Annotated in this window: 12 protein-coding genes; 2 read left to right on the top strand and 10 right to left on the bottom strand. The window is 46.0% G+C overall.

Annotation, left to right across the window (positions count from 1 at the left end; genetic code table 11):
* Positions 1-6: 6 nt before the first annotated feature.
* A complete protein-coding gene (locus HUJ19_RS05840; protein WP_290622757.1) occupies positions 7-1,062 on the bottom strand; it encodes a CDP-glycerol glycerophosphotransferase family protein in 1,056 nt (351 codons plus the stop codon).
* A gap of 72 nt (positions 1,063-1,134) precedes the next feature.
* Between HUJ19_RS05840 and gorA the strand changes: the two genes are divergently transcribed.
* Positions 1,135-2,499 (top strand): glutathione-disulfide reductase, encoded by a 1,365-nt coding sequence (gorA, locus tag HUJ19_RS05835; RefSeq protein ID WP_290622756.1) that lies wholly within the window; start codon positions 1,135-1,137, stop codon positions 2,497-2,499.
* Here the strand turns inward: gorA and HUJ19_RS05830 are convergent.
* From HUJ19_RS05830 to HUJ19_RS05815, 4 genes are all read right to left on the bottom strand, one after another.
* Positions 2,486-3,334, bottom strand: coding sequence for a polysaccharide pyruvyl transferase family protein (locus HUJ19_RS05830; protein ID WP_290622755.1), 849 nt, complete (start codon positions 3,332-3,334; stop codon positions 2,486-2,488). The two genes, gorA and HUJ19_RS05830, sit on opposite strands and share 14 nt — an antisense overlap.
* A 143-nt stretch (positions 3,335-3,477) precedes the next feature.
* Positions 3,478-4,509, bottom strand: coding sequence for a TraB/GumN family protein (locus HUJ19_RS05825; RefSeq protein WP_290622754.1), 1,032 nt, complete (start codon positions 4,507-4,509; stop codon positions 3,478-3,480).
* A 3-nt stretch (positions 4,510-4,512) separates the two neighbouring features.
* Positions 4,513-5,412: a hypothetical protein gene (locus tag HUJ19_RS05820; RefSeq protein WP_290622753.1), complete on the bottom strand. Its 900-nt coding sequence runs from the start codon at positions 5,410-5,412 to the stop codon at positions 4,513-4,515.
* A 49-nt stretch (positions 5,413-5,461) separates the two neighbouring features.
* The gene (locus HUJ19_RS05815; protein WP_290622752.1) at positions 5,462-7,894 is read right to left on the bottom strand and encodes a bifunctional diguanylate cyclase/phosphodiesterase; all 2,433 of its coding nucleotides are present in this window, start codon (positions 7,892-7,894) and stop codon (positions 5,462-5,464) included.
* A 199-nt stretch (positions 7,895-8,093) separates the two neighbouring features.
* Here HUJ19_RS05815 and HUJ19_RS05810 point away from each other — a divergent pair, with 199 nt between their 5' ends.
* Entirely contained in the window at positions 8,094-8,630 is a 537-nt protein-coding gene (locus tag HUJ19_RS05810; RefSeq protein ID WP_290622751.1) for a gamma carbonic anhydrase family protein, read from the top strand.
* A gap of 721 nt (positions 8,631-9,351) precedes the next feature.
* On the opposite strand, the gene HUJ19_RS05805 is transcribed toward HUJ19_RS05810, so the two are convergent.
* The 5 genes from HUJ19_RS05805 to glyQ form a co-directional block, all read right to left on the bottom strand.
* Positions 9,352-10,086: a YdiY family protein gene (locus HUJ19_RS05805; protein ID WP_290622750.1), complete on the bottom strand. Its 735-nt coding sequence runs from the start codon at positions 10,084-10,086 to the stop codon at positions 9,352-9,354.
* Positions 10,087-10,181: 95 nt separating this feature from the next.
* Positions 10,182-10,976, bottom strand: a complete 795-nt coding sequence (locus tag HUJ19_RS05800) for a sugar nucleotide-binding protein (protein WP_290622749.1) — start codon at positions 10,974-10,976, stop codon at positions 10,182-10,184.
* Complete coding sequence (gmhB, locus tag HUJ19_RS05795) at positions 10,969-11,517, bottom strand: D-glycero-beta-D-manno-heptose 1,7-bisphosphate 7-phosphatase (RefSeq protein WP_290622748.1); 549 nt, start codon at positions 11,515-11,517, stop codon at positions 10,969-10,971. The genes HUJ19_RS05800 and gmhB overlap by 8 nt, the downstream gene beginning before the upstream one ends.
* A gap of 2 nt (positions 11,518-11,519) precedes the next feature.
* A complete protein-coding gene (glyS, locus tag HUJ19_RS05790) occupies positions 11,520-13,580 on the bottom strand; it encodes a glycine--tRNA ligase subunit beta (RefSeq protein ID WP_290622747.1) in 2,061 nt (686 codons plus the stop codon).
* Positions 13,581-13,582: 2 nt separating this feature from the next.
* Positions 13,583-14,515, bottom strand: coding sequence for a glycine--tRNA ligase subunit alpha (glyQ, locus tag HUJ19_RS05785; RefSeq protein WP_367273973.1), 933 nt, complete (start codon positions 14,513-14,515; stop codon positions 13,583-13,585).
* Positions 14,516-14,606: the final 91 nt, after the last annotated feature.

The raw sequence follows: 14,606 nt of genomic DNA, 5'->3' as shown, positions 1-14,606 counted from the left end.
ACTGTCCTAGGTATGACTGAGTAAAAAGTTTGCAACGCGCTTGGAGGCCTGACCGTCGACTGCACCGACAATCTGCTCAATGTATTTTAAACGTTGCTGTTCAAAGAGCTTGGGGTTATCCAGGTTATTTTCAACAGCTGCCTTGAGTTCGCGGTAATGATTGATATTAGTGCCTATTTCGTGGAATAGCTGATAGTCATCGGAAAGACGTTTTTGTAAGCGAAATTTCAGGAAGCCCCAATAACCCACTCTAAGTTTCAGGAAGTGGCCAACTATGACCGGTTTATTCAGCGCCATAAATTCGAATAGAGCAGATGAAGTTTCGCTAATCATCAGATCGGCAGTGGCCATGAATGGTAATAAGCTTTGTTCTTCAGGGCTGGCCAGATAGACATTGGGGTAGTTTTTCCAATGCTCAAACAGCTCTCGCTGTTTTTTATAAGCCGATTTAATCAAGGACAGATAGTGCGGCTTGATTAAAATATTGTAATCAGCAAATTGTTCCGGCCAGTTTTTAGGGAAGTTCTCGATGGTGCTCGGATAAAAGGTTGGCGAGTAGAGAATGGTTTTTTTACCCGGCACCAGGCCTTTCTCTGCCAGATCAATGGCCTGACAGGAGCCATTAATAATGGGGTCGAGTTTGGTGTAGCCGGTGGTGATAAAGGTTTTATCTGGATAAAGCTTTTGCAGTGTCTGTTTACGATGTTCAGACTCGACGAAGCGATACTGAATTGGACTGGATGAAGCGTTGTAATAGGTCGATTTTGGCCCAAGACCATGCAAAATCAAGGCGGTTTTGATGTGTGGATTTAATTGTTCGGCAATTTCTGCCGCATGACCAAACACAATCCAATCAGGCTTTTGTTCCAGGTAAAAGCTGACTAAATCAACTTGATTGATAATATGTATTTCAGCCAGAGAGGCCAACTGGGTTTTAATAGCCGCTGGTGGTTCGCTGTGAAAAACAATGCCTAATTCAACGCCTTGTACCTTAAGTTCCTCAAGAACCGGTGTGAAGTGGGGCAAATAATAGAGATAGGCGACATCGAAAAGTATTTTCACGTAAAAACCTGCGCTTTATATGACATTTAAAACCTTTATAATCGATGCATTATAGCGAAAAAACAGAAACTTATGTCCAACAATATCAAACATTACGATTTCCTGGCGATAGGCGCTGGCAGCGGTGGTATCGCTTCGGCCAATCGAGCTGCCATCCGTGGTGCAAAAGCTGCTGTCATCGAGGCCAGGGCCGTTGGCGGAACCTGCGTTAACGTGGGCTGCGTACCGAAAAAGGTCATGTGGTATGGCGCGCATATCGCAGAAGCGATCAAATACAGCGAAGCCTACGGTTTTGACCTGGAGCAGAAGGGTTTTGACTGGTCGCGCCTGGTAAAGAATCGCGAAGCCTACATTGAGCGCATTCACGGTGCCTATCATCGTGGCTTTGAGTCAAATGGTGTTGATTTTATTGAAGGTTATGCTCGTTTTATCGATAACAGGACGGTTGAGGTTAATGGTGAAAAGATCACTGCTGACCATATTGTGATTGCCGTCGGTGGCCGCTCAATTATTCCGGATGTGCCGGGTGCTGAATATGGTATTGATTCGGATGGTTTTTTTGAGCTGACGGAATGTCCTCAAAAGGCGGTGGTAATTGGGGCAGGTTATATCGCAGTGGAGATCGCCGGTGTGCTACATGCGCTTGGCTGTAACAGTCATCTTCTGGTGCGCAAAGATCGTCCGTTACGCTATTTTGATAAAGACATTACCGATGCCCTGCTGGATAGACTGCAGCAGGATGGGCCTGTGCTGCATACCCATACCGAAGTCAGGAGCATCAAGAAGAATGGTAACGGTACATTTGAGGTCCACACTCATACAGGAGATTGTATCGATAATGTGGACTGTGTGATCTGGGCAATTGGCCGCGAAGCAGCTACCGATGACATAGGTCTGGAAAAGGCCGGAGTTGAAACCGATCAGGATGGTTTTATTCGCACTGATAAGTATCAGAATACTAATGTTAAGGGTATTTATGCTGTGGGTGATATTACAGGTGAAGCACAATTAACGCCGGTCGCCATCAAGGCTGCACGTCTGCTGGCGGAGCGCTTATTCAATCCAGCCATGCCCAATGCTTATATGGACTACAGCCAGATCCCAACCGTAGTTTTCTCGCATCCTCCCATTGGCACCCTGGGTTTAACGGAAGCTGAGGCGATTGAGCAATATGGTGTCGATGACATCAAGGTCTATAAATCGCAGTTTGCCGCCATGTATAACGCCATTACCCCTCATCGTGCCTTAAGCACCTTTAAGCTGGTCTGTCAGGGTGAGAACGAAAAGGTTGTCGGTATTCATGGCATTGGTGAAGGCATGGATGAAATTCTGCAGGGTTTTGCGGTCGCCATCAAGATGGGGGCGACCAAGGCAGACTTTGACGCCACCGTTGCCATTCACCCAACCTCAGCGGAAGAGTTTGTTACGCTTCGCTAGTATTCATTGCTGGAAAGGCATCGAGCAGAGCATCAAGATCAAGGGTGATAGGCTTTAGCTGGCACTTTTCAATAATGTCCTGAACAGACATAGCAGCTAGTCGCTCGGCATTAATAGGCGACTGGCTGGTTTGATTGATTGAGTGATAATAATCCTGAAACTTGAAAGTGCCGCCGGTCAGTTCATTTTTAAGCGTAATCCATTGGTTAGGAATGCCATAACTGTCCGAAGCGATCAGGCCATGCAGCGATGACGAAATCGTGTGTTCGCATTCGAGCAAATCATCAATAAAAGCTTCTGCGCTTTTAGTGATATCTAGAATGTGAGCACCTTGTTGCTCAAGTTGTTTGACCGCTGGGTGCTTAATATCTCTGTAATGCGGAATGACGCCCAGCTTATACTTTTTCTCGACTTTAGGATTATAAAAGCGCGGCATCAAAAGCGCTGGGTCACCATAAATTTCAGGTGTTTCGATACCCTTCTTCAATAACAGCTTACGAGTCAGAGGTCCGCGAACCGCACAAACTTTTAAAGGCTTATATTTAATGTTGCCCTTTTTGGAGATGAACCCAGAGCCCCAGACGATGCTGTTCTGATTGGCAATTCTTAGAATACTGCCGACTGCTAAAATATGCTGTTGCTCGTCGGGAGACACCACCACGGGCTTTTTCCCTGAAACCTTTTCTATTAGATATAAGTTGATGGTATCGCCCCAGTTTTTTGTGGTTTCAAAGAAATTAATAGCGATAGTATTTTGGTCAAAGAAAGGCTTATCTACAGCAGTCTTGCTTCTTGGACCAAGGAGTTTGTGTTTGAGTAAAGAGAAAAGGGTCATATTTATTAACAGGCTTAATAATCAAAGGATAGTATAAAGTTAAACTAACGATTATCTAGGAAAAATTACAATTTGTAGACGGGGAAAGCTAAAGGGCAGGTGAGATAAATAGAAGTTATTCTCTAATATCTCACCTATACGGATTATAGTCGGGTGACTTTATAGCCTTTCTGTTCAAGATAGTAGTTGACGCTTTTATCACCACCATAGTGGGCTGCCCCTACAACTGCAAAGACAGATTTTCCCTGTTCCAGCAGCTCGGCAATGCCATCGGCCATTCCTTTATTTCTTTCATACAAAAACAGATCCATAAAAGCCTGGTAATCTTGATCGGAGATACCTTGATCCTTGGCGGACATTTCTGACTCAGCCAGGAAAGCTTCTACATCACCCGTTTTCCAGGCGTTCACCAGCTTTTCGGTAGCCCCTTCTTCTCGGGTAACGGTCGACAACAGCATCAGATCCTGAAGATGAGCTGGCATGCTATCAAGCATTGCCAGCTGTGAGTCGAAACTTTCCAGTTCAACGATTGTTTTGTTGTTTTTGGCTTCGTTCAGGAAATGCATATCAATGCCCAATTGCTCCTTGTAACCGGATTGCTGCATTGCTAAAGCCTCTAAAGTCATGGCTGCAAACCAAGGTTCAAAGGAGCTGAACATCTGGCAAGGAGAGCGTGTACGGGTGCAGTACTCGTCATATTTTTCTGCTGTAGTATCAGATAGGTGTTCTTTTAATGGTTTATCTGGATCGATGGCCATCTTCTGAACAGTTTGTGCAATTTCCATCTGATTCAGGTTAGTCATGTCTATTTCCACAACCAGAATATCACTTTCAGAAAATGCGTTGCGAATATGCTCTGGCAAAGGGTACATGCTTGAGTCACCCATATGGATTGAGCCGAACAAATATGAGGTTACGCCATTGTGCTCGATTTTCCAGATAGCGGGATCATAGTTGGGTTCAGTAACTGCATGGGTCTCTGGTTTTGTTTCCGGTTCGACCTGGCTATCCTCCGGAGGATTAGGATTAACCTGCTCCAACGGCTGTTGTTGATCGGCAGGTACGGAAGGTTGAGAGTCACTAGTTCCAAATTGCTTCTGTGCAAAATAGCCGACGCCAATACCTGCCAGCAAGAGCATTATTCCGATTAAAATTATGCGGGCTGTTTTGTTCATGGATCACTCCTTGTTCTTTATTTTAGTTTGAATGGCAGAAACCAGGGCATCACAGGATGCCTGACCGCCATGCCTGAAAAATAGAGAGGGCTCAATAAGCTCCATTTCGTTCAGGTATGGTGTCCCTGCCGAATCGTGTAAAAAATCAATACGTGCGTACAGTAAACTATCTTCTGATGAGGGTAAATAGTGGTCACAGACATAACTAATCGCTTTATGGGCGAGTTCTATTTCTGCATTGCTCAGCTGGTACGGGAAGTCGCTGGCACCATAATCATCCTGTACTCTGAAATCGCCCTGTACCGGAACTTTGCGTGTGCCATGGCTGAATTGGTTGTTAAAGAAAATACCGGAAGTTTCACCGAAGGTCTCAACGGTGGAGAGATAAGGCTGTAATACCAGATCTTCTGTTGCTACCAGGCGATCAATGTGCACCTGAGCAGTAACCAGACCCTGCACACTGACATCAAAACGGCAACATTCCCGGGCATTGGCACCGATTAAAGGTTTTATAAATCCTTTCTGCCAGCCCTTGGATTGCATAATTTCTTGAATATCGTAGGTTTGGCCACGATTGAGCCATACTGATGGTGCAATCTGAATGTCGTTTTGTTCCAGTTCGCGAAGGTAGCTCTTATGGCTATTCCAGTGAATGATCGATTGTGGATTGAAAAGCTGGGTTTGTTGGCTGACTGTTTTAACCCATTGGGTAAATTCTTCAAAGCGCTCCTGATAATCCCAGGTGGTGCGAATCAGACACAGATCATAAGCGCTCCAGTCAGTTTCGCTATCCCAGGGAATCACATCGTATTGAATACCGGCTTTGCTTAGAGCCTGAAAGAAAGGCTGGTCGTCCTGCTCCCAGTCCGGAAGGTTATGCCGTGTGGCAATGGCTATTTTCATCTGGCTTGAGTCTTTGGGTGTGTTGCAAAGCAGCTATTATGAAACACAATCAGCGACGAGCAAAGGTCACTTTTCCCTCACGTAGCAAATCGGTAATGGCAGTTGCTGACATCGGCCGACAGAACAACATGCCCTGCCCCATGTCACAGCCCAGTGATTGCAGAATCGACATCTGCTGAATGGTTTCAACCCCCTCACCAACCGTATGTAAATCCAGACTCTGAGCCAGCGAGATAATACTGCGAATAATATTCACATTGGTCATGCGATCCTGTCGTTGGCTACTGAGTTGCGAAATGAAATACATATCAATTTTGAGATTATCAACCGGCAACTGGCTTAAATATGCCAAAGAAGAGTAGCCTTTGCCAAAATCATCAATCGACAGCTTAATACCTAATTCTTTGAATTGATTAAGAACTTTTACGGTATTGACCACGTCGGTCATGGCCGCACTTTCAGTAATTTCAACTTCCAGCGCACTGCCCGGAATATCGTAGGTGCGCATGGTGTCGCTGAACTGATTGAGCAGGTTGAAGTTACGCAGATCTTTAATCGACAGGTTCAAGGCTACCGTTGTATCTATGCCCATGTTGCGCCATGCAACAATCTGCTTACAGGCCAGGTCGGTGACTTGTTGGCTAAGCTCATGGACCAGGGTGCTCTCCTCGGCAATGGGGATGAAAACACTGGGGGCAATGTCACCATGATCAGGATCATACCAGCGACAAAGTGCTTCAACGCTTCGGATTAACCCGGTTTTGATATCAACACGCGGCTGGTAATAAAGTCGTAAATTATCATTAGCAATGGCGGTTTTGAGTTTCTTTTCTACGGAGCGACGACGATTTTCGCGCTCACTATGGCGCAGTTCATAAAGCTGATACTGATTGCGCTCTTTCTTGGCGGAATACATGGCAATATCGGCGAAACGGAACAGATCTTCGGCCTTTTTACTGTGATCAGGGAAGATACTGATACCGATACTTGCGCCAGTCTGTACCGTATGATTATCCGCCTGAAAAGGGGTTCTGAACTGCTGCAAAATGCGATCGGCAATATGGCGAGCTTCTTTCTCGGAGGTTTCGGGCAACACAATGGTAAATTCGTCGCCCCCGACGCGGGCCAAAGTATCTGAACTGCGTAAACATTTATGAATCGTCTTTGCGACCGTCTGCAACAGTGCATCACCAACCGAATGGCCCAGGGTGTCATTAATTTCCTTGAAACGGTCAAGGTCGATATACATCAGAGCCAATTTGGAGTCGTTCTTAACCGAATCTGCAAGCCCTTTAAGCAAACGTTTGCGTAATAGATAGCGGTTTGGCAACTGAGTAAGCGGGTCATAATTCGCCAGGTTATGAATTTTGCGTTCGGCCTGCTTGCGCTCAGTGATAACATGAAAGTTTATGGTAACCCCTTGAATGTCAGGGTCATTCAGATGATTGACCAGGCGGCTCTCAATCCATAGCACATGGCCATCTTTGTGATTGATGCGGCGCTCGACCACCGACAATGCCCCTGGGTTTTCTGCGACATAACGCAGATTGGCTGCAGCTTCTTCCCGATCTTCTTCGTAGATAAAGGTTTCAAGGGTTTTACCGACCAGATCCTCTTCGGTATAACCGGTAACACGAGTCACTGAAGGAGAGATATAAGTGACATTCATGTTCTGATCATACATCAGAATACAATCATAGCTATTCTCGACCAGTGTGCGGTAATACTTATCTTTACGGCGAAGAGCCTGCTCGGTTTCAAAATCTTTCTGGATTTGATGAATGGAGCCAATTTCGATGATGGCATTGCCTTCCTCATCGCGCGCATAGATGGTGCTGTGAACCTGAATCCAGATCCATTCACCATCTTTCTTTTTAACCCGGAAATCAGCGGGAATCACTTCTTTATCGTCACTGGCTGCCAAACGCCTTTCCTGCTCCTTTACTACGGGAATGTCGTCAGGATGGATGGTCGAGTAGACACCTTCCGGCATAGCCGAGAACTCTTCTTCGCTGTAGCCTAGCAGGTTGCTGAAATACTCCAGGCCCTCAACAAACAATTGAGTACGATAATCCAGGGTATAAAGGAAAATCGGCGCCTTATTAAGAACCGTGTTTTTATAAACTGACAGTAGATTAGGGGCGCTCTCAGCATCATGATTATCGAGTTCAGGAGCAGGTTGCAACGAAACCAGCACATTAAGATGCGACTTGTCTTTAGGCAGGCGGGTGATAGAGGCAATAAAATAGCGCTGCTTGCGAATATCAGGGAGCGGAACAATGGCGCGCAGTTTCTCGCCACTCAGCAATTCTGCTGGTAGCCAGTCTTTGAGCTCTATCCCTTGAAGTGTCGATGCGGGTATGGATTTATCAATGCAAATCGCTTTGATGACGTATTTATCATTACAAATCAGCACCGCTGAATAGTCATTCTCGACAAGGCTTTGCAGGGTAGATTCAGGTAATGGAGGTTTGCTGAACATCAAAACTAAATCCGCCTTTATAATGTACTCCCTGTTGGTTGGATAAGCATAACCATCAATCGAGATAAGTGCAAATATGACTTGTAAAAAGTGCTGCTGATAAAGTCTAAAAGGAAATATCGGAAGATAAGGGACTTTAGGTTTGAGATTAAGGTAAGACAGGCTAAAATAGCGGCAGAACGTAATAGGATACAATCGAATGACGATTAGAAAATTTAATCAGCACCAGCCACAATTAGGCAATAAGGTCTATGTTGACGAAACTGCCCTGGTGGTGGGCAATGTTCATATTGGTGAAGACAGCTCCATTTGGCCGATGGCCGTATTGCGCGGTGACGTGCATTCAATTCATATTGGCGCACGTACCAGCATTCAAGATGGAACCGTATGCCATGTGACCCATGCTGGCCCCTACGATCCCGAAGGACACGATCTCTATGTTGGAGATAACGTCACCATCGGGCATAAAGCTATATTGCATGGCTGCCGAATCGAAAGTAACTGCCTGATTGGAATGGGCACTGTGGTGATGGATGGTGCCTTGATTAAAGAAAACGTCATTGTTGGTGCAAACAGTCTGGTACCGCCAGGCCGCGTATTAGAAAGCGGCTACCTTTGGGTTGGTTCACCAGCCCGCAAAATAAGAAAGCTCACCGAAGAAGAAACCGCCTTCTTCAAATATTCAGCGGATAATTACGTCAAGCTTAAAAATCAGTATTTAAATCAGGAAGATTAATTCTTCCAATCTATTAAAACTAGGCAGCTCAAGGCTGGCACGAAAACCCCTTTTGATTGAGCTGAGAAGCAGCCAAGACATAGCAATTCAAAACAGGACGTTTTGAATAGTAAAATTCGGGTAAGTGACCAAAGGAAATCCCTTTAGGGAGATGGAACGTATTTTACGGTACCCAAGGGGGCAGACCCTGCGTTAAGTGGCTTGGCGAAGACGAAGGTAGTTGAGCGAAGCGAGGCCTCAATCACGGGGTGGTCTTCTTTTATGAAGTACATCCTGTACTTCACCCTTCGGGCTAGCTTCGCTATTCAAAATCGTTCCTGACGATTTTGTGGTTACTTAGGGCAAGACAAATTTGTCTGGAACAAATTTGAACAGCGGAGTGAAACGACGCTGGCTTCTGCAGAATGCAAGGATGCATTCTGTAAAAGTAACTCGCCGGGGAGCGAAAGTAGAAATCAAGGAATGATTAAAGTCTCTGGATTATGAAATACATCCCTGTATTTCACCAAAGGCCAGCTTCGCTGTTCAAAATCTCTCCCTGAGATTTTGTCCGCGGTGAGCGACCGAAGGAAGTGCCCTTGGTGCCGCGGTATGACAAGAAACTAGTGGCGAAAGCTATTGGGAAACGAAACAAGCTTCTAACCCAACCTACAGTCAGAAATAAGTTCTTCATATAAGATTAATTGTAAAGCCTCATCAGGCTGAACAATAGAATCCGAAGCTAGAAACTATAACTTACACTCACAGTGGTAGTGGTATCACGTTTTTCAGCACCAACCGGCACTTCAGAGTTATAGTTAACATGATAAGCTAATTTCAGGGATAAGCTGTCAGAGATTTTTGTTCTTAAGGCTGTTTCCGATGCATAAGTGTCGAAGTCCTGGCCCCAGATAGCGGCAACAACTTGAGTAAAGGTAGCTGTCTCAGAAATATTGTATTGATAATCCAGATCGCCACGAACCACGTTCTCTTTCTCGTCTTCGCCAGCTTCCAGGGCGTTAACACGATAACCCAAACCCAGACCAAGCGAGAAGTGGCCTGTGTCATCTTTGAATAATTCATGACCGTAACCGACATAGGCACCCGCCTGATAGTCATAAGCACCGAAATAATCGTTCATGTAATCAACGACGCTGTAAACAAATGAGCGTTCAGAGAGGTCGTAGCGATTGTTCCAGACGAAAGTATAGCGCTCTGCCTCACGCACATCGTCATTGGTATTGGTCATGCCAGTGATATGCACACCTGTTGACCATTCATCTGAAATTCTTGTGATGTACTTAAAGGCACCATTCAGGCTTTCGGTTTCTGTATTACCGGAAGTGCTGATATAGCCAAAATCGATAGTACCGATATAGCCTTCTTCAGGTGCGTCTGAAAGTAAACCGCTTTGCGCAAACAAAGCTGGTGAGGAAAAACATACCGCTAATGCCACCAGGGATTTTTTGAAATTCATGCCACTCTCGCTTTTTATATCAATCTACAAGCCATTAAAGCTGATGATTTTAACAAATCGGTGGCTAATAAAAACACACAAAATGTTATAAAACGTTACATTCGCGACTGAAGCCAGTGAAAAATTGATGGGTATTGCAATTTTATCTGGTCAAGATTAAGCGACAGGTAGCGTTTGGCTGAATGATCTGGCAATGAGGGAGTCTCTACGTCAGGAAGTGATTGCTGAAAATCCTGTAACTGTTTGCGCTGGAATGGAAAGCCATCTGAGGCGATGGTTAATGACCATTGGTTGATAGCAGCCTGCCAAAGCCACTGGCAAATATCCTGCTCATGGATCAGGTTAAGCCATTTAGGATTATCGTATTGAGCAGGATCGAGCAGACTATCGATCAGACGTTGGCGTTGCGAAGAGTAAAGGCCTGAGGGTCTGACAATAGACGTGCTGGCGTGGAGACTTTTTACGTTTTTCTCAGCTTCCAGCAGAATCTGCCCCGAAAAAGAATCTGGTTTGGGGACAATGTGTTCATTAATGACTGATTCTGTATTGGCAGCATAAACTGATGTCGAAGACACAAATACGCAGTGAAAATCTGTCTGTTGTTGATGGAGATGGGAAACCAGGTTGGAGACTGCAGTTATGTAAGTTTGGCGATAAGCTGACTCAGAGCGTTCACCAGGCGCAAGGATGATGAAAACCTTGTTTAATTGTGGAAGCTTTGGAAAAGCCTGATCGTTTTTCAGCAAGTCATAACAAATATGTTGCTTCGACCATGCCTTCGGGCTTCTGGATAAGGTGATCACAGACTGCTTTTTCGATTGCAGATAATCATAAAAGCGGCGGCCCAGCTTGCCAGTACCAACGATTAGGTTTCTGTCCTGACTAGTCAATAGAGTCCACCAACATGGCCAGGCTTTTTTCGACAATGAGATCCTTGCCCGCCAATTTATTCAATGTTTTCAGACCTTTGCCGGTCAACAAGAGTACAAAGGGGCAACCAAAGTTCTGTGCACAGTGGTAATCGGAACTGGAGTCGCCAATAAAAACCATTTCTTCTGGTTTAGCAGAAAATTTATCGGCGATGTGCTCGAGCATTTGCGTTTCGGGCTTGCGACAGGCGCAACCATCGTCGGGATGATGAGGACAGTACTCGATGTGATCAATATGGCCACTATACTCTTGTAGCAGGCTGTCCATCTTGTCATGCATGGCATGCAAAATTGGCTCATCATAAAAGCCTCGAGCAATACCCGACTGATTGGTGGCAATCGCAACTTTAAATCGTCGATTCAGTTTTGCGATAGCCGGCAGACTGCCAGCAATCGGAATCCACTCTTCGGCTGATTTAATGTAATCATCTGAATCGTGATTAATGACGCCATCACGATCCAGAACGATAACTTTGATCTTATCCCAATCTATTTTAGACATGACTAGTTTTGTAGCAGGGAAATATCAGCGACCGAGCCGAACAAATCTTGCAATTTCTTCAGCATGGCCAGACGATTGGCTTTGACCGCTGCGTCCTCTGCATTAACCATCACTTTATCGAAGAAGGCATCCACATCATCACGCAGGCTGGCAAGATGTTGCAGCTTATCCTGGTAACTGGTCATGGCTGATAGCTTAGCTTCAGCATCGGCAATGGTTTTGGCCAGCGCCTGCTCTTCCGCTTCCTGCAATAGACTCGCATCAACCGAATCAGGAACTTCGATATCGGCTTTCGCCAAAATATTTTTCACACGCTTATTGGCTGCTGACAAGCTCTCAGCTTCCGGTAATGTCTGGAAGAACTGCACTGCTTTAATGCGTGCATCAAAGTCCAGTGGCTGAGTTGGGCGTAAAGTCATCACTGCAGAAATAGTATTGCTACTAACACCCTGATCCAAGTACCAGGCGCGGAAACGCTCAAGAATAAAATCAAGCAGCTCCGTTTCAACATTGGCGTTCGTTAGCTTGTCGCCGAAAGATGCTTTGGAATGAGCGATCAGGTCTGTCAGATCAAGGGTTAATTGATTCTCAACGATAGTGCGAATCAAACCAATCGCTGCGCGGCGCAGTGCAAACGGGTCTTTTGCACCGGAAGGTGCCTGGCCAATACCAAAAATACCAACCAGAGAATCAACGCGATCAGCAATGGCCAGACATTGACCGACTGGATTTTTGGCCAGTGCATCGCCGGAGAATTTAGGAAGGTATTGTTCGGTCATGGCGATGGCAACGTTCTCGTTTTCACCATCATGGCGTGCGTAATAAGTACCCATGACGCCTTGTAGATTATCGAATTCACCAACCATGTTGGTGGCCAGATCACATTTGGATAATAAGCCTGCGCGTTTAGCTTGCTCGGAATCGGCACCTATCATTGGAGCAATTTTCGAGGCCAGTTCGGAAACGCGTTCAGCCTTGTCCTGTACTGAGCCCAGTTGTTTCTGGAAGACCACATTCTTGAGATGGGCCTGATGACTTTCAAGGCTGACTTTTTTGTCAGTCTCGAAGAAGAACATGGCATCGGCCAGGCGGGGACGAATCACTTTTTCGTTACCTTCGATCACGCTCTGCGGACGTTTGCTTTCGATATTACTAACCGTTATAAAATTCGGCATCAGCTTGCCGTCTTTATCCAGCACGTGGAAATATTTCTGGTGTTCGGCCATTGAGGAAATCAAACACTCGGCAGGTACTTCCAGAAACTCAGTGTCGAAGTTGCCGGTTAAGGCTACAGGCCATTCCACCAGACTGGCCACTTCATCGAGCAAGCCTTCATCAATTTGCGCAACACCGCCAATGGCTTCTGCCTGCGCAATGACCTGACCACGAATCTGTTCTTTGCGCTGCTTGTAATCAGCATTTACTTTAGCCGCCAATAGCTTAGGCAAGTAATCATCAGCCGTATTAAGAGTCACCCAATCAGGCGACATGAAACGGTGGCCGCGCGATTGATTGGAAGTTTTAACACCCAATACAGTTGCGTCCAGGACTTGATCGCCAAACAGTAAAACAGCCCAATGCACAGGACGGATAAACTGTTCACTGCGATCGCCCCAGCGCATTGGCTTTGGAATCGGTAACTTTTTCAATGCTGAATTGAGCATATCTTCAATCAATTCAGAAAGCGGCTGGCCTTTTTGCGCTATGGTGTAACCCAGGCGTTCGCCCTTATCGGTTTCGATGCGATCCAGCTGATCCACTTCAACGCCACAGGATTTGGCAAAACCGACTGCTGCAGGCTTAGCAGAGCCATCATCATTAAAGGCTCCGGCAACTGCAGGGCCAAGACGCTCTACATTCTTATCGGGCTGGCTATCCGCTAAATTGCGGATAATTAACGCTAAGCGGCGCGGTGCAGCATAGTTTTCGATGCTGTCGAAATCAAAGTCATTGCTCTGCAAATTGGCCGCCAGATTATCGCGCAGGGCATCGCTTAATGTTTTTAAGGCCTTTGGTGGTAACTCTTCTGTTCCTAGCTCAAACAATAAATCGTGTTGTGACATGATTATTTCTCCTCCGATTTATTGATTTGCTGGCTCGAATTAGTGCTATTGAGCATAGGGAATCCCAAGGTTTCGCGAGCGGCATAATAGCTTTCGGCCACAGAGCGCGCCAAAGTACGAACACGTAAAATGAAGCGCTGGCGTTCAGTTACTGAAATGGCATGACGCGCATCCAGTAAGTTAAAGGCGTGTGAAGCCTTAAGCACCATCTCATAGGCAGGCAATGGCAAGTTATGTTCCATCAGGCGCATACATTCGCTTTCGCAGTAATCGAAGAATTCAAATAGCTTTTCGACATTGGCATGTTCAAAGTTATAAGTCGATTGCTCGACTTCGTTCTGGTGGAATACATCGCGATAATAGACCGTTCCTAATGGGCCATCAGTCCACACCAGATCGTAAATGCTATCAACGCCCTGCAGATACATGGCAATACGCTCAAGACCATAAGTGATCTCACCCATCACCGGCTTACACTCAAGACCGCCCACCTGCTGGAAGTAGGTAAACTGAGTCACTTCCATACCGTTGAGCCAGACTTCCCAGCCAAGCCCCCAGGCACCCAGTGTCGGCGATTCCCAGTTGTCTTCAACGAAGCGAATATCATGCTCCAACGGATCAAGGCCAAGTGCTTTCAGCGAGCCTAGATACATTTCCTGGATGTCCAGCGGGGAAGGTTTAATCACCACCTGATATTGATAGTAATGTTGGAGACGATTCGGGTTCTCACCGTAGCGACCATCGGTTGGACGACGGCAAGGTTGGACATAGGCCGCGCTCCAAGGCTCGGGGCCAATGGCACGCAGGAAGGTTGCGGGATGGAAAGTACCAGCGCCGACTTCAAGATCCAGCGGCTGCTGAATCACGCAGCCCTGCTCGGCCCAATAATTCTGTAAGGTCAGGATTAACCCCTGAAAGGTCTTAGTATCTGCCACAATCTGTGCCCTTAATGGATGCTTATCTGCTTTATTTTGTGCAAAGAGCGAAATTATACGGTAATTCAGGTCATTTTCTAACCTTAAAGCG

This window comes from Kangiella sp., assembly GCF_014762745.1.
In the GTDB taxonomy this organism is placed as follows: Bacteria; Pseudomonadota; Gammaproteobacteria; order Enterobacterales; family Kangiellaceae; genus Kangiella.
Note: the sequence above shows the minus strand (reverse complement) of the source record. Positions and strands in the feature narration are given on the sequence as shown.

What these genes read in the sequence shown, in the direction of transcription:
- HUJ19_RS05820 (WP_290622753.1), bottom strand. Translation starts at nt 5,412, where the DNA reads ATGAAAATAGCCATTGCCACACGGCATAACCTTCCGGACTGGGAGCAG.
- HUJ19_RS05830 (WP_290622755.1), bottom strand. Translation starts at nt 3,334, where the DNA reads ATGACCCTTTTCTCTTTACTCAAACACAAACTCCTTGGTCCAAGAAGC.
- HUJ19_RS05810 (WP_290622751.1), top strand. Translation starts at nt 8,094, where the DNA reads ATGACGATTAGAAAATTTAATCAGCACCAGCCACAATTAGGCAATAAG.
- glyS (WP_290622747.1), bottom strand. Translation starts at nt 13,580, where the DNA reads ATGTCACAACACGATTTATTGTTTGAGCTAGGAACAGAAGAGTTACCA.
- HUJ19_RS05825 (WP_290622754.1), bottom strand. Translation starts at nt 4,509, where the DNA reads ATGAACAAAACAGCCCGCATAATTTTAATCGGAATAATGCTCTTGCTG.
- HUJ19_RS05805 (WP_290622750.1), bottom strand. Translation starts at nt 10,086, where the DNA reads ATGAATTTCAAAAAATCCCTGGTGGCATTAGCGGTATGTTTTTCCTCA.
- gorA (WP_290622756.1), top strand. Translation starts at nt 1,135, where the DNA reads ATGTCCAACAATATCAAACATTACGATTTCCTGGCGATAGGCGCTGGC.
- gmhB (WP_290622748.1), bottom strand. Translation starts at nt 11,517, where the DNA reads ATGTCTAAAATAGATTGGGATAAGATCAAAGTTATCGTTCTGGATCGT.
- HUJ19_RS05815 (WP_290622752.1), bottom strand. Translation starts at nt 7,894, where the DNA reads ATGTTCAGCAAACCTCCATTACCTGAATCTACCCTGCAAAGCCTTGTC.